Origin of the sequence: Bradyrhizobium sp. 2TAF36 (genome assembly GCF_052114925.1) — a bacterium.
In the GTDB taxonomy this organism is placed as follows: Bacteria; Pseudomonadota; Alphaproteobacteria; order Rhizobiales; family Xanthobacteraceae; genus Bradyrhizobium; species Bradyrhizobium barranii.
Genome location: NZ_JBFRFR010000020.1, coordinates 68,414 through 84,563, shown reverse-complemented (window position 1 = coordinate 84,563; position 16,150 = coordinate 68,414). Strand labels below are relative to the sequence as shown.

At 65.0% G+C, this 16,150-nt stretch carries 20 protein-coding genes and 1 riboswitch; of the genes, 11 read left to right on the top strand and 9 right to left on the bottom strand.

The annotated features are described in order from the left end of the window. Positions 1–113 precede the first annotated feature (113 nt). Together AB4Z51_RS13675 and AB4Z51_RS13670 are read left to right on the top strand one after the other, a co-directional pair. Entirely contained in the window at positions 114–521 is a 408-nt protein-coding gene (locus tag AB4Z51_RS13675; RefSeq protein WP_028158074.1) for an RT0821/Lpp0805 family surface protein, read from the top strand. A 110-nt stretch (positions 522–631) separates the two neighbouring features. Further along, the gene (locus tag AB4Z51_RS13670) at positions 632–1,594 is read left to right on the top strand and encodes a DnaJ C-terminal domain-containing protein (protein ID WP_085401292.1); all 963 of its coding nucleotides are present in this window, start codon (positions 632–634) and stop codon (positions 1,592–1,594) included. Positions 1,595–2,037: 443 nt separating this feature from the next. Here the strand turns inward: AB4Z51_RS13670 and AB4Z51_RS13665 are convergent, their stop codons facing one another. Further along, positions 2,038–2,808, bottom strand: coding sequence for an anti-sigma factor family protein (locus tag AB4Z51_RS13665; RefSeq protein ID WP_085401291.1), 771 nt, complete (start codon positions 2,806–2,808; stop codon positions 2,038–2,040). Between the two features lie 106 nt (positions 2,809–2,914). Further along, positions 2,915–3,403: a sigma-70 family RNA polymerase sigma factor gene (locus tag AB4Z51_RS13660; RefSeq protein WP_014497222.1), complete on the bottom strand. Its 489-nt coding sequence runs from the start codon at positions 3,401–3,403 to the stop codon at positions 2,915–2,917. Between the two features lie 171 nt (positions 3,404–3,574). On the opposite strand from AB4Z51_RS13660, the gene fabI reads away from it, so the two are divergent. The 5 genes from fabI (at position 3,575) to AB4Z51_RS13635 (ending at position 7,894) form a co-directional block, all read left to right on the top strand. Then, a complete protein-coding gene (fabI, locus tag AB4Z51_RS13655; RefSeq protein WP_085401290.1) occupies positions 3,575–4,402 on the top strand; it encodes an enoyl-ACP reductase FabI in 828 nt (275 codons plus the stop codon). A 14-nt stretch (positions 4,403–4,416) separates the two neighbouring features. Continuing rightward, entirely contained in the window at positions 4,417–5,016 is a 600-nt protein-coding gene (locus AB4Z51_RS13650) for a histidine phosphatase family protein (RefSeq protein WP_028148204.1), read from the top strand. 89 nt (positions 5,017–5,105) lie between these two features. Beyond that, complete coding sequence (aroC, locus tag AB4Z51_RS13645; protein WP_071916063.1) at positions 5,106–6,194, top strand: chorismate synthase; 1,089 nt, start codon at positions 5,106–5,108, stop codon at positions 6,192–6,194. 70 nt (positions 6,195–6,264) lie between these two features. Further along, positions 6,265–7,455, top strand: a complete 1,191-nt coding sequence (locus tag AB4Z51_RS13640) for an adenylate/guanylate cyclase domain-containing protein (protein WP_085401289.1) — start codon at positions 6,265–6,267, stop codon at positions 7,453–7,455. A gap of 40 nt (positions 7,456–7,495) precedes the next feature. Then, complete coding sequence (locus tag AB4Z51_RS13635; RefSeq protein ID WP_085401288.1) at positions 7,496–7,894, top strand: hypothetical protein; 399 nt, start codon at positions 7,496–7,498, stop codon at positions 7,892–7,894. A 54-nt stretch (positions 7,895–7,948) separates the two neighbouring features. On the opposite strand, the gene clpS is transcribed toward AB4Z51_RS13635, so the two are convergent. From clpS to AB4Z51_RS13610, 5 genes are read right to left on the bottom strand one after another with little or no spacing between them, the layout of a single operon-like run. Then, positions 7,949–8,254 (bottom strand): ATP-dependent Clp protease adapter ClpS, encoded by a 306-nt coding sequence (gene clpS, locus AB4Z51_RS13630; RefSeq protein ID WP_014497217.1) that lies wholly within the window; start codon positions 8,252–8,254, stop codon positions 7,949–7,951. 41 nt (positions 8,255–8,295) lie between these two features. Beyond that, positions 8,296–8,637 (bottom strand): DUF190 domain-containing protein, encoded by a 342-nt coding sequence (locus AB4Z51_RS13625; RefSeq protein ID WP_085401287.1) that lies wholly within the window; start codon positions 8,635–8,637, stop codon positions 8,296–8,298. Between the two features lie 2 nt (positions 8,638–8,639). Then, a complete protein-coding gene (gene crcB, locus AB4Z51_RS13620; protein WP_085401286.1) occupies positions 8,640–9,068 on the bottom strand; it encodes a fluoride efflux transporter CrcB in 429 nt (142 codons plus the stop codon). Between the two features lie 6 nt (positions 9,069–9,074). Next, positions 9,075–9,509: a fluoride efflux transporter CrcB gene (gene crcB, locus AB4Z51_RS13615; RefSeq protein ID WP_085401285.1), complete on the bottom strand. Its 435-nt coding sequence runs from the start codon at positions 9,507–9,509 to the stop codon at positions 9,075–9,077. Continuing rightward, complete coding sequence (locus AB4Z51_RS13610) at positions 9,484–10,731, bottom strand: MFS transporter (protein ID WP_244623381.1); 1,248 nt, start codon at positions 10,729–10,731, stop codon at positions 9,484–9,486. The genes crcB (AB4Z51_RS13615) and AB4Z51_RS13610 overlap by 26 nt, the downstream gene beginning before the upstream one ends. Before the next feature lie 53 nt (positions 10,732–10,784). Next, positions 10,785–10,862: riboswitch (Fluoride riboswitch) on the bottom strand. 263 nt (positions 10,863–11,125) lie between these two features. Here AB4Z51_RS13610 and AB4Z51_RS13605 point away from each other — a divergent pair. Both AB4Z51_RS13605 and AB4Z51_RS13600 read left to right on the top strand, forming a co-directional pair. Beyond that, on the top strand, positions 11,126–11,989 hold the full coding sequence (locus AB4Z51_RS13605; RefSeq protein WP_063984919.1) for a DUF1194 domain-containing protein: 864 nt from the start codon (positions 11,126–11,128) through the stop codon (positions 11,987–11,989). A gap of 180 nt (positions 11,990–12,169) precedes the next feature. Then, positions 12,170–12,802: a hypothetical protein gene (locus AB4Z51_RS13600; RefSeq protein WP_071916058.1), complete on the top strand. Its 633-nt coding sequence runs from the start codon at positions 12,170–12,172 to the stop codon at positions 12,800–12,802. 32 nt (positions 12,803–12,834) lie between these two features. Here AB4Z51_RS13600 and AB4Z51_RS13595 read toward each other — a convergent pair whose 3' ends face one another. Next, complete coding sequence (locus tag AB4Z51_RS13595; protein WP_085401329.1) at positions 12,835–13,608, bottom strand: enoyl-CoA hydratase/isomerase family protein; 774 nt, start codon at positions 13,606–13,608, stop codon at positions 12,835–12,837. A 208-nt stretch (positions 13,609–13,816) separates the two neighbouring features. Here AB4Z51_RS13595 and AB4Z51_RS13590 point away from each other — a divergent pair, with 208 nt between their 5' ends. After that, positions 13,817–14,200: a bleomycin resistance protein gene (locus AB4Z51_RS13590; RefSeq protein ID WP_085401283.1), complete on the top strand. Its 384-nt coding sequence runs from the start codon at positions 13,817–13,819 to the stop codon at positions 14,198–14,200. Positions 14,201–14,230: 30 nt separating this feature from the next. Here AB4Z51_RS13590 and AB4Z51_RS13585 read toward each other — a convergent pair whose 3' ends face one another. Further along, complete coding sequence (locus tag AB4Z51_RS13585; protein ID WP_085401328.1) at positions 14,231–15,289, bottom strand: class I SAM-dependent methyltransferase; 1,059 nt, start codon at positions 15,287–15,289, stop codon at positions 14,231–14,233. A 255-nt stretch (positions 15,290–15,544) separates the two neighbouring features. Between AB4Z51_RS13585 and AB4Z51_RS13580 the strand changes: the two genes are divergently transcribed. After that, positions 15,545–16,147, top strand: a complete 603-nt coding sequence (locus AB4Z51_RS13580; RefSeq protein ID WP_085401282.1) for a hypothetical protein — start codon at positions 15,545–15,547, stop codon at positions 16,145–16,147. Positions 16,148–16,150: the final 3 nt, after the last annotated feature.

Sequence of the window (16,150 nt, the reverse complement as noted above, 5' to 3'; positions counted from 1 at the left end):
GTCCGGAGTCCGAATTGCGTCCCGCGGCCCAAAACGCGTTGTTGTCCGCTACCGCCCTATATAGGGCATGGGGACGCGTTGGCCTATCGGCGATCCGGCCGTCCGGCTTTGTCATGACAATGATTCTGATCGGGCTCGGCTCCGGCGGCTGCAGCTTTTCCCGCAACGACACCAGTGCCTACGCCAAGGCCGACGACAGCGACCTGACCGGCTCGATCGCGCGGCCGGCAAAGGACGCCCCGCCGACCGACACCGATCTTGCCTTCGCCCGTAACGCCGCCTCCGACGTCCTGAGCAAGGGCGACAAGGATTCCAGCCAGCACTGGGAGAATCCGGAAACCGGAGCGCGTGGCTCGGTGACGCCGATCGCGCAGTCCTACGCCGCCGAGGACGGCCGCAAGTGCCGGGACTTCCTGGCGAGCTACGTCAATGGCAGCACCGAAAGCTGGCTCCAGGGCGCCGGCTGCCAAAGCAGCCGTGGCCGTTGGGAGATTCATACGCTAAAGCCGTGGCGGAGCTAGGAATCGGCTCTGCGGCTAGTTGCAAAAATGCCACTCGCCTCCCACATGACCAGCAGATGGGGCGGGGAGCCCTTTGAACAATTCGATTTCTCTTGAAGGAGACGTGACGGATGCGCGACCCCTATGAGGTCTTGGGGGTGCCGCGGAGCGCCAACGCTGCCGCGATCAAGAGCGCCTATCGCAAGCTTGCCAAGAAGCACCATCCCGACAGCAACAAGGATGACCCCAAGGCCGCCGAGCGCTTCTCCGAGATCAATTCGGCGAACGAGATCATCGGCGACGAGGACAAGCGCAAGCAGTTCGACCGCGGCGAGATCGACGCCGACGGCAAGCCGCGCTTCCAGGGTTTTCCGGGCGGCGGCGGGCCGCGCGGCCGTGCGGGTCCCGGCGGGTTCGAAAGCTATACGTTCCGCAGTGGCGGCGCGGGCCCGGGCCAGGGCGGCGGCGCGTTCGAGGACATCCTCAACAGCATGTTCGGCGGGACGCGTGGTGCGCGGCCCGGGGCCGGCGGCGCCGGGCAGTTCGAATTCGACACCGGCGGGATCGGCCTCGATCTCGACGTCAATGTCGCGATGTCAGTCTCGCTGGAAGAATCGGTCAAGGGTGGCGAGAAGCGCGTCCGGTTGCCGACGGGCAAGGAGCTCAACGTCAAGATTCCGGCCGGCGTCACCGAGGGCCAGCAGATCCGGTTGCGGGGGCAGGGCGAGAGCGCTCAGGGCCATCCGCCGGGCGATCTCCTGATCACGATCAGCATCGCGCCGCACCCGTACTTCAAGATCGAGGGCGCCGACCTCAGGATCGACCTGCCGGTCACGCTCTACGAGGCGGTGCTCGGCGGCAAGGTCCGCGTGCCGACCCTCGGCAATGCCGTGGAACTGTCGGTCCCGAAAAACACCTCCAGCGGCCGGACCTTCCGCCTCAAGGGCAAGGGATTGCCAAAAGCCGGCGGAACCGGGGATCTCTTCGTTACCATCAGGATTATGCTACCGGACGGGAACGACGCCGAGCTTGAGGCATTGATGGAGAAGTGGCGGGACCAACACCCCTACAATCCACGTAGCGGGCTTGGCTAAGGCATGATCCGGACCCGGGGGGCCGCGTGAGCGCGAGGCGTTCATTTGGCGTTCAGCGGCTTTCCGAAAAGATCATGCGCAGAGAAAACTGCTGAAGCGTGAGCCATCGCGCTTTAGGGCGAAGTCGCAACTGAAGGGGGTTCTCCCAGAAGTCCAGAGCATCTCTCGACAGATGATGCTCGTCATATGCCTGAGGCGTGAGAGCGCCTCTCGGCCCATGTGGTTCGACGTGTCGGCTGTCCGGCGGGGCAGTCGATAATAGGTGCGGCCTCGAGAGGGGGACCAGCGCGGTACCAAAAACCCCAATCGAGGCCGCCCGCGTCGATCGGCGGATCGAACGCTACTCATTTTCTCGTGAGCATCCGGTGCGATAATGAGACGCACCCATGTCTTGATTCCAAATTTTCAATGTCGGAATCGAGGCACCGCCTTCAAGCGGTTGCTCAGGTACCGTTTTTCTCGGCTTGGTCGTAGACCGCCTGCGCGACCTTGGTCAGGCGATCGCGATCGCTGCCGCCGCTGACGACGTAGCCGACGCCGCGCTCGGCCCAGAACAGTGCGCCGTCCTTGTCGGCTTTGGCGTAGCGCATCTGAGTCGCGCCGGTCTCGGTCTTGGCGGTGTAGATCGTGTACCGCTCGCCCGAGGCGCCCTCATACATCAGGAACGACGCCGGACCGTTCGGCCCCGGCAAGAGCCGGCCGCCGACGAGCTTCAACCCGCTCGCCTCCAGGTTCGGCGCGAACACGGTCCAGCCGCAGCGCCTGGTCAGCCAGGCCTGGAGATGGTCTCGCTCGTTGCCGCCGACCTCGACCGGGTGGCGAACCTCGACGACATAGAGGCGGTGGGCGTCGAGCGCGTCCGCTGTAAAGCTCTGGAAGGTCGAGGGGGCGTTGGCGGCGCCGTGCGCCACCCAGCCGGCGGTGCCGCCGGCCACGAAGGCGACCAGCACAGCCGCCGCGGCGCCATAGAACCATTGCCGGGGACGGCGCTCCAGCCGCTCGAGCTCCAGCCGGGCCGGCACCGGCTCCTGGACGACAGAGTCGTAACGCGCGTGCAGCATCTCGGCCATGGCGCGCCAGGACTGCACGCGTCCGGCATCGTCAGGGTGTGCGGCAAGCCAGGCCTCGACGTCGGCGCGGCGCTCGGCCGGCAGCTCGCCGTCGACATAGGCGTGCAGCTCGTCTTCGGTAATGGGAATATTATGGTCGTTCATATCGATCGTCTCTGGCTCTGCGGCCCAAAATGTCTTTCGCGGTTCAACTGCGCTGCTTCCCGCTCCATGCAGGCGAAGCGACCCGCGCGATGCATCAACACTGCCATCACTTCACCCGCTTGAGCGCCGGGCGCTCACCTTCCAGCGATGCTTTAACGTGGGCTCTCGCCCGCGCCAGGCGCGACATCACGGTGCCGATCGGCACGCCCTGGATGTCGGCGACCTCGCGGTAGCTCATGCCCTCCAGCATCACCAGCAGAAGCACCGAGCGCTGCTCCTCGACCAGCGTCGCCAGCGCCTTCTCGATGTCGCGCCCTTCGGCCTCGGTCCCGCTGGCATCCGGATTGTTCTCCGTCAGCTGCGTGAATTGCGGGCGCCTTGCCAGCGAGCGCCGCCGGTTCTTGTTGAGGTTGGTCAGGATCGTATAGAGCCAGCTCCTGACATCGCCTCCGAGGAACAGGCGCTCCGAACGCAGCGCCCGCACCAGCGTATCCTGCACCAGGTCGTCGGCCGCATCCGCATCGCGCGTGAGCGCGCGGGCGTAGCGGCGCAACGCCGGGATCATGGCTTCCACACTCTGGCGAAACGCACTCATGCCGTCTTGACGTCCTGGTGTCCGGCGCGAGCGCCTCAATCATCATAACACCCGAACGGAACGGCTATTCCGGCGCTTGAAACAGCGTTAACGCCGCGTATTAGGACTGTACCGCGAAGGAGGGCTGGTGTACCTCCAGACCTCAACGAGAGCTCGACGGGACGCTCAAAAATGTCGCAGGATTCAGGTCTGATACAGGGACTGATGCAAGGCAAGCGCGGGGTGATCCTCGGCCTTGCCAACAACCGCTCGATCGCCTGGGGCATCGCCAAGGCATGCCACGCAGCCGGCGCCGAGCTTGCCTTCACCTATCAGGGCGATGCGCTCAAGAAGCGCGTCGAGCCGCTCGCCGCCGAGATCGGCGGTCTCGTGCTCGGCCATTGCGACGTCACCGATGCTGCCACCATCGACGCCGCCTTCGCAGTGCTGAAGGAGAAGTGGGGCAAGATCGACTTCCTGGTGCACGCGATCGCCTATGGCGAGCAGCTTGATGGCCGCTACGTCGACACCACGCCGGAGAATTTCTCCAAGTCGATGCTGATCTCCTGCTACTCGTTCACCGCCGTGGCGCAGCGCGCCGAGAAGCTGATGACCGATGGCGGCTCGCTCATCACGCTCAGCTATTACGGCGCCGAGAAGTGGATGCCGCACTACAACGTGATGGGCGTGGCGAAGGCTGCGCTGGAGGCCAGCGTGCGCTATCTCGCGGCCGATCTCGGCGAGAAGAACATCCGCGTCAACGCGATCTCGGCCGGCCCGATCAAGACGCTCGCGGCATCCGGCATCGGCGACTTCCGCTATATCCTGAAGTGGAACGAGAACAACGCGCCAATGCGGCGCAACGTCTCGATCGAAGACGTCGGCGGCAGCGCGCTGTATTTCCTCTCCGATCTCGCGCGCGGCGTCACCGGCGAGGTGCATCACGTCGATTCCGGCTATCACGTGCTCGGCATGAAGCGCCCGGACGCGCCGGACATCTCGTTCGGCGGCAAGGACTAGCTTATAAATCTGGAATGCCCGTGCCCACGATCTATTATCTTCGCCACGGTGAGACCGAGTGGAACGCGCTCGGGAGGCTTCAGGGCACCAAGGACGTTCCGCTGAACGCGCGTGGACGCGGTCAGGCCGTGCAGGCCGGCGGCGTGCTGGCGGATCTTTTCAAGCGCGACGGCAAGGACAAGGCGGCGTTACCCTATGTGTCGAGCCCGCTCGGGCGTGCACGCCAGACCATGGAACTCGCGCGCGGCAAGCTCGAACTGCCGCAGGCCGACTACGCGCTCGACGATCGCCTGCGCGAGATCGGCTACGGCAGCTGGGAAGGGCTGACGCTGGCCGAGAGCGAGGCGGCCGATCCGGACGTCTACGCCCGGCGCCTCGCCGACAAATGGACGGTCGGCCCCGCGGACGGGGAGACCTACGCCGATGTGCAGGTCCGCGTGCGGGCCTGGTACGACGAGCTCCGGACCGATACCGTTGCGGTCGCCCATGGCGGGACTTGCCGGGCCCTGATGGTTTCGCTCGGCCTTGAGACGCCGGCCAGCGCCGCCGAGCTCTATATCGAGCAGGGCGCCGTCTACGTCTTCCGCGACGGGCGGCTGGAGAAGTTTAGTTAGGCCGGTTCGCCGTCATCCACGGTGGCTATGGGTTTGACCCCCGGCCCCCCGCGCGTTACCACACGCCGGACCCGACCCAGCGAGCAGCGATGTCCTTCAACACTTTCGGCCACATGTTCCGCGTCACCACCTTCGGCGAGAGCCATGGGGTAGCGATCGGTTGCGTGGTCGACGGCTGTCCGCCCATGATCCCGCTCACCGAGGCCGATATCCAGCAGGATCTCGACCGCCGCCGGCCCGGCCAATCGCGCTTCACCACCCAGCGCCAGGAGCCGGACCAGGTCAAAATCCTGTCCGGCGTGATGGCGCATCCGGAGACCGGCGTGCAGGTGACGACGGGCACCCCGATCGGCCTGCTGATCGAGAACACCGATCAGCGCTCGAAGGACTATTCCGAGATCAAGGACAAGTTTCGTCCCGGCCACGCCGACTTCACCTACGAGGCCAAATACGGCCTGCGCGACTATCGCGGTGGCGGCCGCTCCTCGGCGCGCGAGACGGCAATGCGCGTCGCTGCGGGTGCGATCGCGCGAAAGGTGCTGCCCGACGTCAAGGTCCGCGGCGCGCTGGTGCAAATCGGCCCGCACAAGATCGACCGCGACAAATGGGACTGGGACGAGATTGCGAAAAATCCGTTCTTCTGTCCGGACAAGGACAAGGCCGCGTTCTTCGAGACCTATCTCGACGGCATCCGCAAGAGCGGCTCGTCGATCGGCGCGGTGATCGAGGTCGTCGCCGAAGGCGTGCCGGCAGGCCTTGGTGCCCCGATCTACGCAAAACTCGATTCTGATCTCGCGGGCGCGATGATGACCATCAACGCGGTGAAGGGCGTCGAGATCGGCGCCGGCTTTGGCGCGGCGGAGCTCACCGGCGAAGAGAACGCCGACGAGATGCGCACAGGCAATGATGGCACGCGCTTCCTCTCCAACCATGCCGGCGGCGTTCTGGGCGGCATCTCCACCGGACAGCCGGTGGTGGTGCGCTTCGCGGTGAAGCCGACCTCGTCGATCCTCCAGCCGCGCCTCACTGTCGATCGCAAGGGCGCCGACACCGAGATCTTCACCAAGGGCCGCCACGACCCCTGCGTCGGCATCCGCGCCGTGCCCGTCGGCGAGGCGATGATGGCCTGCGTGCTCGCCGATCATTTCATTCGGGATCGCGGGCAGGTCGGCCGGTAGGGCATTCGTGTCGCGGTACTAGCCCACCGCGCAGCTTGACGTCCCCACAACTTCGTCCGCAAATGCGGACATGCAAAACTCCGAGATCCAGCGCATCACCAACTGGCTGATCGACGGTGCGAGGTCGTCCGGGACTCCTTCCGAGATGATCGCCGAGGTCTGCGAGCATCTGGTCGCGGCCGGCCTGCCGCTGTCGCGGTTCGGCATCTTCATTCGCACGCTGCATCCGGAAATCTTCGGCCGCAACTTCATCTGGCGGCAGGGCCAGAAGGTCGAGATCGGCACCGTCGATTTCGAGATCCTGGAGACGCCCGAGTTCGCCCGGAGCCCGCTCCGGATCGTGTTCGAGGAGGGGCTGGAGGTCCGGGGACGGATGGACGATCCGGACAGCAAGCGGTTTCCGTTCCTCGACGACATGCGCGCCGAAGGCGTGACCGACTACCTCGCGATGCCGATGCACTATCTCGACGGCTCGATCCATGCGACGAGCTGGGTCACGCGGCAGCCCGGCGGCTTCAGCGACGACGACATCGCGGCGATCCGGACCCTCGGGGCACCGCTTGCGCGCGTCAGCGAGATCATCAGCCTGCGCCGCACCGCCGAGATGCTGCTCGACACCTATGTCGGCAACCGTGCCGGCGCGCGCATCCTCGGCGGCCAGATCCGCCGCGGCCACAACGACACCATGCAGGCCGCGATCTGGCTCTCGGATCTGCGCGGGTTCACTGCGCTGTCGGACCGGCTGCCGGCCGAGACCGTGGTCGAGATCCTCAACCAGTATTTCGACTGCCAGGTCACCGCGATCCGGGGCCATGGCGGCGAGGTGCTGAAATTCATGGGCGACGGCCTGCTCGCGGTGTTCCCGATCGACGAATATGTCGGCGATGCCGCCCATGTCTGCACCCGCGTGCTGGAGGCCGCGCGCGAATCCCGCGCCAGCGTCGAGGCGCTCGCTTTCCCGGTCGGCGACATCGTCGAGCGCTTCCGCTTCGGCGTCGCGCTGCACGTCGGCAACATCCTCTACGGCAATATCGGCGGCGGCAACCGGCTCGACTTCACCTGCATCGGCCCCGCCGTCAATCTCGCGGCAAGGCTGGAGAAGATCACGGGCCGGCTGGGGCGGACCGTCGTGGTCTCGGAAGTCTTCGCGAACGCCTGCCGCCATGACTGGCGCGAGCTCGGCGAATTTCCGATCGCGGGATTTTCCAAGGCGCAGCGCGTGTATGGGCTTGCCGAAGAGACGCCGGTGGTGATGGCCTGAAAGTCGATGCATGATCCCGCATGTGAGACGATGGGTATGCTTGGCACTCTTCCTGTTTCTGGCAGCCTGCGGGTTCGTTCAGGACGACGCGATTGACGGTCCCTATCGTCTCGTCGCCGTCGACACGGATGACGACATGACGCTTTGCCGCTCCGTCGGCACGGATGGAACTTGCGTTGGCGACGGCCTCCCGGAGCCTACGGTCTTTCAGGCCGGCGCGAACGCCCAGTACATCGTGTTCGCTCGCCATCCATGGACATCGGGAAAGCGACCGGACCGCTCCGTCACGGAGTTTTACTACATCTCGCGAAAAGCAAACGAATGGGACGTTGCGGTGCGGGTTTTCGTGAGCGGCCCCTTCACTGAATCTGAATACCTGGAGGAGAAGCGGAGGCTGCAGCTTCCGGAGTTCAGCAAGGTCTTTGCCAGGTTGAAGTAGCTTGCGACCAGATCATCACAGCAGCCTCAGGCGTGGCTCGCGAGCAGCGAAGCCCTATTCCTCGGGCTCCGTCGTGAACAGCAGCGGATAGCCCTTGGCGCGGCCGGCGTCGGTGGCGCGGGTGGCCTTGGTTTCGGCGACGTCCCTGGTGAACACGGCGACCACGCAGGCGCCCAGCTTGTGCGCGGTGATCATGACCTTGTAGGCCTGATCCTCGGTCATGCGGAACTCGGCCTTGAGGATCATCGTGACGAATTCGCGTGGCGTGAAGTCGTCGTTGATCAGGATGACCTTGTGCAGCTTGGGCCGCTCGACCTTGGTCTTCGTCCTGGTTTTAGGCTTGGTAACGGTGTCGTTCATTCCGCCTCCCGGAAACGGCGGGCTCGGTTCAGCCGCGGTGCTCAGTGTGCGGTCCTCTCACCATATTGTAGGACCTGCACCTTCTCCAAGGTGATCAGGCCGCTCGACATCATGCCATCCAGGATGGGCAGGAATGCGTTGATGCTGTCCTCGCTGTCGACGATCTCGATCAGCAGCGGCAGGTCTTCCGACAGCCGTAGGATCTTCGAGGTGTGTAGCCGGCTCGACTTGCCGAACCCCATCGGGCCGCGCAGCACGGTGGCGCCCGCGAGATGCCGCTCGCGCGCCGTCATCACGATCGCTTCGTAAAGCGGCTTGCCGTCGAAATGGTCGCTCTCGCCGATGAAGATCCGGAGCGAAACAGCCTGATTGGGGATTTGCATGGTCAGCTCCTCGTCAAGCGGTTGTAGCGGCTTGCCATCATATGGCCGAGCCACACGGAGACCAGCCAGCAGATGACGGATGCCGCGATATAGGCGAGTGCCGTGTATTTCATGCCGCCGTGGAACAGGCGGAAGGTCTCCAGGCTGAAGGCCGAGAAGGTGGTGTAGCCGCCGCAAAACCCGGTCATGACGAATTGCCGGTGCTCGGGCCGCGCCAGCATGCGGCCGTCGGGGCCGGTCAGCGTTGCGTAGAAGCCGATGATGAGCGATCCCGTGGCATTGATGAACAGCGTCGCGACGGGGAAGCCCGGGCCGGTGTCGAGCACGAGGGAGACGAAGTAGCGCGCGAGGCCGCCAAGGACGCTGCCGAAGGAAACCCAGGCATAGAGCATCGTGCTGCGCCAGCGGTCGGTGGAGGAGGGAACGGTCATCCGCCTCTAGCCTCCAAGACCGTCAGCGAGGACAAAGCCGAAACTGACGGCGGCAAGGCAAAGCCCGACCGAGAGCGCGACATTGCCGAGCGCATGCATCGGCTCGCCGTTGCGCGCCAAGGTCAGCGTTTGCAGGCTGAACGAGGATACCGTGGTGTAGCAGCCGAGGAACCCGGTCACCGCGAACAGCCAGGGATTGGGGGAGGCGAAGATCGAGCCGGGATGGGTTGCCAGCGCGCCGAAAATGCCGATCAGGAAGGCGCCGGTGATGTTGATGGTCATGGTGCCCCAGGGAAAGGTCTCGCCCAGCCGCCGCGCGATCGCGCCCGAGACGAAATAGCGCGCGCAGCCGCCGAGAACGCTGCCGATCACGATTGCGATCACTCCGCTCAACACGACGAACGCCCCTCCATCATCATTTGTCCTCCGCTGCCAGACCATTGCCGACGGCGAGCAGCCCTGCGAGCGCGACCAGCGCGAAGCCGAGCCCGGCCAAAAACGTGCCTGCCGGACCGTAGGCATCCCACAGCGCGCCGGCGATCACGCTTGCTGCCAGCAAGGCCAGTCCGGTGAACAGGTTGAAATAGCCGAATGCGGTGCCGCGCAGGCTCGGCGGCGCGGCGTCGGCGACGAGGGCCGACAGCAGGCCTTGGGTCAATCCCATGTGCAGCCCCCACAGCACGACGCCGAGCGCGAGGCCCGCGAGGCTAGGCAGCAGCGCGAGCGCGAGGTCGGCGGCCGCGAGGAAGACGAGGCCGAGCGCGAGCAGGCCGGTCCGGTTGATCCGGTCCGACAGCACGCCGGCGGGATAGGCCGACAGCGCATAGACCACGTTCATCAGCACCAGCACCGCCGGCACCCACATCGCCGAGAGACCGATGTTCTGCGCGCGCAGGATCAAGAAGGCCTCGCTGAAACGCGCGAGCGTGAACACCACGCCGACCGAGACGACGCGCCAGTACACGGATCCGAGCTGCCGCATGGCGGAGGTGTTCAGCGGATTCTTCGTAGTCTCCCGGCTTGGGTCCGGCTCCGGCTCGCTCACCGCGAATGCGATCAGGCCGAAAGACAGGAAGGCCGGCAGCACCGCCACCCAGAAGACAAGGGCAAAATTATCTGCCGTCCACCACATCAGGCCGATCGCCACGAGCGGTCCGACGAATGCGCCGATGGTGTCGAGCGACTGCCGCAGGCCGAAGCTCGCGCCGCGCAGACCCGCAGGTGCGATATCGGCGATCAGCGCATCGCGCGGTGCGCCGCGAATACCCTTGCCGACGCGGTCGATGAAGCGCGCGGCAATCAGCCAACCGACGCTGGGGGCAAGCGGGAACAGCGGTTTTGTCAGCGCGGCTAGGCCGTAGCCGAGCGCCGCGAGGAGCTTGCGCCGGCCGAGCCAGTCGGACAATGCGCCGGAGAAGATCTTCGTGATCGAGGCGGTCGCCTCCGCAATGCCCTCGATGAAGCCGACCGTCAGCGTGGAGGCCCCGAGCACAGTGACGAGATAGACCGGCAGCAGCGCGTGGATCATCTCGGAGGAGACGTCCATCAGCATCGAGACGAAGCCGAGCACCCAGATCCCCCTGGGCAGCCCCGCACGCGCAGCATTCGGTGTCGTCGTCGTCACGCCCTGACCTTCGCCTTCAGGCAACAAAAAACCCGCCATCGGCGGGTTTGTCCATGCTCCCGCCAAAGGCCGAGGCTTTTGAGATTGCCCCTCCTCGAGCAGGAGTCATCAGCCCACTACGGTCACAGGCCGACGGGCGGTTGTCGGGGGACTCCATCCCCATCTGTACATCCAACCTAGCATGGAAATCGCACCGGACAAGTGGGCGGGGAACGTCTGTCTTCGGCTCGATGCTGCTGGACGCTCCGGAATGATGGCGTGAGCGATCGCGCATGTCCCCGTGGCGCAAGCGCGGCAACACGGCGGCAGCTTTGCGTGACGTGCGCATTCCCAACTCGCGAATTCCTAACTGGAATGTGAAGCGCAAGCGATCTTCGGACTTTGCGGCAAGGCGATTGCATGTCACCATCGCGTCATACGACGGGAGACTGCGATGCGCATGCTGTTCTCGATCGGGGCTGTGCTGGTGGCCGGCGTACTCGCCGGAGGGGATGTCGCGGGCATCGCGGCACCAGGGCCCAAATTTGAACCGAGCAAGAGTTCGCCACAACGGCTAGCGGCCGATCGGGACGCGCAGACGGTCGATGTCGAGCTGGTCCTCGCGGTCGACGTCTCCTACTCCATGGACATGGATGAACTCGCGATCCAGCGCGAAGGCTATGCGCAGGCGATCCAGTCGAAGGAATTCCTCCAGGCGCTGAAGCTCGGGCCGAATGGCCGGATCGCGGTGACTTACTTCGAATGGGCCGCTTCCAGCGATCAGAAGATCATCATCCCGTGGCGGCTGGTCGACGGACCGGAGACGGCGGACGCGGTCGCCGCCGAGATCTTGAAGACGCCGATCCGGCGCGCCTCGCGCACCTCGATCTCCGGGGCGATCACGTTCGCGATGCCGTTGTTCGACGAGGATCCCTATCGCGGCTTGCGCCGCGTGATCGACATTTCCGGTGACGGCCCCAACAACAATGGCGGCCCGGTCACGGCGGCGCGCGACGCCGCGCTCGAGAAGGGCATCGTCATCAACGGCCTGCCGATCATGGTCAAGGAGCCGTCCTATTCGACCATGGATATCGACAATCTCGACTACTATTACGAGGACTGCGTCATCGGCGGTCCCGGCTCCTTCGTCATCACGATCAAGGATCGCGACAAGTTCAAGGAAGCGATCCGCACCAAGCTCCTGATGGAGGTCGCGGGCCGCATGCCGGAGCGCCCCGTGAGGCGCGTTGCCGACAAGGAGCCACGGGTCAGCTGCTTGATCGGCGAGAAGATCTGGTCGGACCGCTGGGGGCGCTGATCCGCACCACCCCGAATGAGACCTTTTGCCCTGTCCCGCCCGCGGTCGAATTTAACCACGCGTTAACTGCTGCGTGGCCCTAATCGGCCTGCTTCCGGTTGTTTCCGGATAAAGTTCTGACTTCGCCGTCCGGCGCGCGAACAGAAGCGGGTCTGTCAGACAAATCCGCCGAGCAATCCAATGGCCATCGTCACATCGAGCACCAGCCAGATTTCGCCCGCCAACGAGCGGGTGTATCACCAGAGCAGTCTGGTGGGTGACTGGAAGGGCAATTGGGCAGGCAACAACCAGGCCGTCGGCTTCAAGGTCGTGAACATCCGCGGGGCCAGGGCCCAGATCGAGTACACCCATAACGGGCACACCGAGCGCGGTATCGGCGAGGTCAATGGTGCAACGATAAGCTACGGCAACGTCACGGTCGGCACCAAGGACGGCAAGAACCTGGTGCTCCTGTTCTCCTCGGGCGTTGGCAAGCAGAGCGCGACTTTGCAGAAACAGGCGCCGGCAGGTTCCGACAGCATCCTCATGGGAAGCTGGGGCGGCTATTCCGCCGACATCGGCAAGAGCGCGAGCTTTCGCGTGCTGGCCATCAACGGCAAGGAGGCGACGGTCAGCGTCACCACCGACGGTATCACCCGCCAGGGCACCGGCTACGTCTACAGGAACGTCATCATGTTCGGGCAGTCGCAGATATCGACCGACAACGGACAAAACGGCAAGATCATCTATCAGGTCGGCTCCAAATCCTTCACTGTGCCGGTGACGAAATATCCGCCTGCGGATTCGTCGTCCTCGGTGGACAGGACGGCCTGAACGTCAGCCTCCCTGGGCGGCCGGCGGCCCCCTCACCATTTCGGCGCCCGCTTCTCCACGAACGCCCTCAAACCCTCCTGCGCTTCGTCCGACGTCGCGACATTGCAGAAATCGTCCACTGCACTTGCGATGCTGCGCCGGTAGTCGAGATCGATCTGGCGCATGAAGGCGGCGCGGCCCATCCGCAGCACGGCGGCCGACTTGCCGGCGAATTGCGCCGCGAGCTTGATCACCTCGGCGTCGAGCTCGGCATCGGCAACGACGCGGTTCACCACGCCGAGCTCGCGCGCCTCCGCGGCGGTGAAGACGCGGCCGGTGAACAGCAGCTCGAAAGCGCGATGACGTCCGACGATGCGCGGCAGATGCGCGTAGTGGATCGCGGGAATGACGCCGACGTCGATCTCGGGATAGCCGAACGTCGCGCTCTCGGTTGCCAGCACCACGTCGCAGGACACCGCCATGGTCATGCCGCCGCCGCGCGCCGCGCCTCCGACCGCGGCGATCGATGGCTTTCCGAGCCCATACTGGGCGTCGTAAAGGTCGATATAGAGCGCCTGGAGGAATTCGCGGATCTCGGCGCCGGATTTCCCCAGCAGGATGTCGAGGTCGAGGCCGGCCGAAAAGCGCTTGGCGATCGCGCTCGCCAGCACGACAACGCGTGCTTCCGGATCGTTCGCCGCGCGACGCAGGGCCGCGACCACCGCACGGATGACTTCGAGGCTCAGTGCATTGACAGGCGGGCGGCGCAGCGTGATGCGGGCGATGTTGCCTGCGCGTTCGTAGGCGACTGGATTGTCAGATGTCACCGGGTTCTCCATGCTTTCGGGAAACGTGCGGCATCGATCGCGGTGGTGGCGCGGTTATTTCGCGTCGAGCGGCGGCAGCGGCGGGACGCTGTCGTTCGGCGCTTCCGCCTTGTTCGGCGACAGCTTACGGTGCGGCTTGGGCCGTGCAAGACCTCCAGCGCGCATGTTAGACTGCGTGCATGAGATTGCTTGCCGGATGGAGGGACCAATGACCGACGAACACCCGATGATGGCCGGCTCCGCCACCGTCTTCGTCGTGTCCGACATCACAGCCAGCCTCGCCTATTACCGCGATGTGCTCGGCTTCGAGGTCACCTTCGAATACGGTCAGCCTCCGTCCTACGCCTGCCTCTGCCGCGACGAGGTCGGCCTGCATCTGCTTGCGGCGGGGGTAACGAAGCGGTTGCCCGGGCACGGCGGCATCTGCATCTTCGTCAGGGACGTCGATCAGGTCTATGCCGAACTATCGGGACGCGGTGCCAGGCTGCTCAACCGGCCGGAGGACCGCGACTATCGTATGCGCGATTTCGACGTCGTCGACGCCGACGGCAATCAGCTCACGTTCGGTATGGGAACGGACGACGCGGCCTGACATCGCCGGCCGCGCGCGTCCGCCGTTGCATCAGATCCGGGCCTCCAGGATCAGGTTGAAGGGTGTTTCGGCGGCGCGGCGGAAGCGCGACAGGCCGCCTTCGCTGGCGACCTTGCGCAGCCTTGCCTCGCCGGCTTGAGCGCCGAGCGCGAGGCCGACCTCCTGATCGAGCGAGGCCGGCGTGCAGATCATGGTCGATGCCGCATAGTAGACCCGCCCGACAGGATTGAGATTGTCTTCGAGGCGGTCGCCTGCGAACGGCTCGACCAGCATGCAGGTGCCGTCCTTGGCCATGGTCTCGCGCACGTGGCTGATGGCGCCGACGGGATCGCCCATGTCGTGCAGGCAATCGAAGAAGCAGACGAGATCGTAGCCCTCGGCCGGATAGGTCTTCGCCGAGTGAACCGCGAAGCTGACACGATCGCCCAGCTTCGCCTCAGTGGCCGCCTTTCGTGCGGCCGCGATCGAGCCCTCGTGATAGTCGAAGCCGTAGAAGCGGGAGTTCGGGAAGGCCTCCGCCATCAGCCGGGTCGAGACGCCGTGCCCGCAGCCGACATCGGCGACCTTGGCGCCGCGCTTCAGCTTGTCTACGACGCCTTCGAGCGCGGGCAGCCACTCCTGCACCAGATGATGCATGTAGCCGGTGCGGAAGAACCGGGCGGTGCCGCAGAACAGGCACTCGCTGCGACGATTCCAGCCGACGCCCTTGCCGGACTTGAATGCGTCCGTAATTTTCGGCTCGTCGAGGAACGCCGCGGCAATGACATTGCCGACCGCGCCGAGGAAGACCGGGCTGTCCTCATCGGCGAGCGCCAACGCCTGCTCCGGCAGCATCGAGAACTTGCCGGAAGTGGAGTCGTATTCGACGTAACCAGAAGCCGCCTGGCTCGCCAGCCACTCGCGGACGTAGCGTTCGTTCGTTCCGGTGGCGCTTGCGAGTTCGGCAGAGTTCATGGGTCCCTTGGCGGCGAGGGCGCGGTAGAGGCCGAGCTTGTCGCCCAGCAGGACCAGCGATGCGTTCATCGCCGCACCGACCTCGGTGATCATCTTGCCCATAAAGGCATTCAACCTGTCGGAATCGACCTCCATGACAGCCTCCATGTTGTGTCTGGCATTTTCAAAGGTCTGCGCAATTGCGTCTTGCCGGACTGCCCCGGCCGATCAGGATCGAGGCGACGGCTCGCGTTCGCGCGTCCTCTATGTGGGTCAATCCGTCGCGCAGGAGGTTCAACACGTCGGGATAACGTAATTTTGGAACTCGATGGCGCGACCACCGGCATCGCGTCACTGGTATTCGCGTGGTCCCCGGCGTATAATTTCCGCACTTTTTTGACGGTCACCTGAATGTTCAGCCTTGCACGTTCCTGCGGTCTCGCAACTCTCTTCGTGGTGCTCTGCCTCGGCGGAGCGCCGGCTCATGCGCAAGTCGCGCCGCTGCAATATTGGATCCCGGGCGGGCCTTTCGGCTTTGGCGGCAGCGCCGGCCAGAGCTCCGATGGCTACGGCAATTTTCCGAGCTTCAAGGGTGGCGATGCCAACGCGGGCTATGATTTTCGTCCCGGTTTCTTCGTCGGAAGCGAACGCGGCAACCTAGGCCTGGGCGGACTCAGCCAGCCTGCGCCGGCCGGCAATTTCAGCGCGCTCTCCTACGATGGCACGCAGTTCGGTTACAACTACAAGACCGCGGGCGGCATGCCCGTCACGTTCTTTGCCGGGTTCGACACGCTGAAATACAATGGCGGCATCGGCAGCTCGCTCGCCCCGCTCACCTCCGGCGCCTCGCCCGGCTACGGCGCTTTCGCGGGTGTCGAGTTCAAGCCGACCCCCAACCTCAGCCTGTCGTTCGGCGCCGGTTTCACCCAGCAGCAATCGGGACGCATGGACAGCGACATCAATTCGTCAATGCTGCCCGGCGAGTCACCGGCGTTGGGCGGCTTGCGGCGTTGAGCG